At 69.1% G+C, this 1,797-nt stretch carries 1 protein-coding gene; it reads right to left on the reverse strand.

What is annotated here, in order from left to right; translation table 11 throughout:
• Nucleotides 1-190 precede the first annotated feature (190 nt).
• Nucleotides 191-1,797, reverse strand: a 1,607-nt coding sequence (locus ACNPM4_RS09570; RefSeq protein ID WP_448985513.1) for a bifunctional [glutamine synthetase] adenylyltransferase/[glutamine synthetase]-adenylyl-L-tyrosine phosphorylase, incomplete at its 5' end; no start/stop codon positions are given.

Below are 1,797 nucleotides of genomic sequence, written 5' to 3' on the forward strand. Positions count from 1 at the left end.
TGCCGCGGCCCGGGTCCTCCGGCGTCGTCTCCCACCAACGGATGTCGTACTGCTCGTCGAACACGTCGCTCACCGCGTCCTGCAGAACGTTCTGATCGACCTTCGAGGGATTCCAGACGATTGCGATGCGCGTAGGGGTCATATCGTCAGCTTGGGACACGTCGCCCGATACTGCAAACCGAGGCGGTGGTTATCCGTAGAACAGCTCCTCGAAGGTCTTGCGCGCGCGTCGGGTGACGCCGAGGTAGTCCTCCTCGAGCTCGGTCGCCGAACGCTCGGGGTATCCCAGCAGGCTGCCGATCGCATCCAGCTGGCGCCGATCGGCGGGGAGCAGATCGCTCGTCTGCCCGGTGAGGAGTGTGATCGCCGAGCGTAGCCGACTCGACAGGCGCCACGCCTCCCGTAACCGCTCGGCGTCGCCCTCCTCCACGAGGTCGGCTGCGACGGCGGCGTCCAGCGCACCGAGTGTCGCTGTGGTCCGCAGGCCGGGGATCGCGTGCGCATGCTGCAGCTGCAGCAGCTGCACCAGCCACTCGACGTCGCTGAGCGTGCCGGGGCCGAGCTTCAGATGTCGCCGCGGATCAGCGCCCTGCGGCAGCCGCTCCCCCTCGACCCTGGCCTTGATGCGCTTGATCTCACGCGTTCCCTGGAGGTCGACCGATTCCGGGTAGCGGATCGTGTCCGCGAGGGCCGTGAACCGCTCGATGAGCTTCGCACTCCCCGCCACCCCCCGCGCGCGCAGGAGCGCCTGCGCCTCCCAGGAGAGCGACCAGCGCCGGTAGTACTCGGCGTACGCGGCGATCGATCGCACGACCGGTCCGTTCCGCCCCTCCGGTCGGAGGTCGGCGTCGAGATCGAGTGGGAGCCTGTGATCGGTCAGGTGCTCGCGGAGTCCTGCCACGATCTGCGTGGCGAGCTTCTGCGCCCGTTGCGAGTCGACCCCGTTCGCGTCGTACACGTAGAGGATGTCGGCGTCCGACCCGAAACCGAGTTCGGCACCTCCGAAACGCCCCATGGCGATGACGGCGAAGTCGAGCTCTGCGGCGTCATCGGGAACCACCTCCCGGATGACGGCGCGCAGGGCCGCTTGGATAGTCGCCTCGGTGATCTCCGTGAGCGCGACAGCCACCTCTTCGATCGTCAGCACGCCGAGGACGGCGCCCATCGCGGTCCGCAGCAGCTCCCGACGGCGCAGAGCCCGCACCGCTCGAAGGGCGTCGCCGATGGTCTCGTGACGGGTCTGGATCGCGCGCGCCTCTTCGTCGAGCGCCGCCGCACCGCGCGGACGCAGCCGTTCGGTGCTGTCGAGCCAGGCCACGGATTCCGGGATCCACTCCAGCAGCTCCCCGACGTAGCGTGACGAGGACAGCAGTCGTGTGAGGCTCTCGGCAGCACCCGACGAGTCCCGCAGCATCCGAAGGAACCACGGGGTGTCGCCGAGGCGTTCGCTGATGCGACGGAACGCGAGAAGCGCGTAATCGGGGTCGCTTCCGTCGGCGAACCACCGCACCATGATCGGCATCAGCGCCCGCTGGATCGTCACCTTGCGGCTGAGCCCGGTCGTGAGTGCACCGATGTGCCGCAGGGCGCCCGCGGGGTCGCGGAACCCGATGGCCGCCAGGCGGTCATGCGCCTGCGCCGTGGAGAGTGTGCGTTCCTCCTCGGGAAGACCGGCCACCGCGCTCAGAAGCGGGCGGTAGAACAGCCGAGTGTGGATCTCGCGCACTTCGCGGCGCACAGCCTCCCATCGCGTCCATACACCGTCGCCGCTCTCGGCGAGTGCCGTGCTGCGCGCCA

Source organism: Microbacterium umsixpiens, from assembly GCF_053543675.1.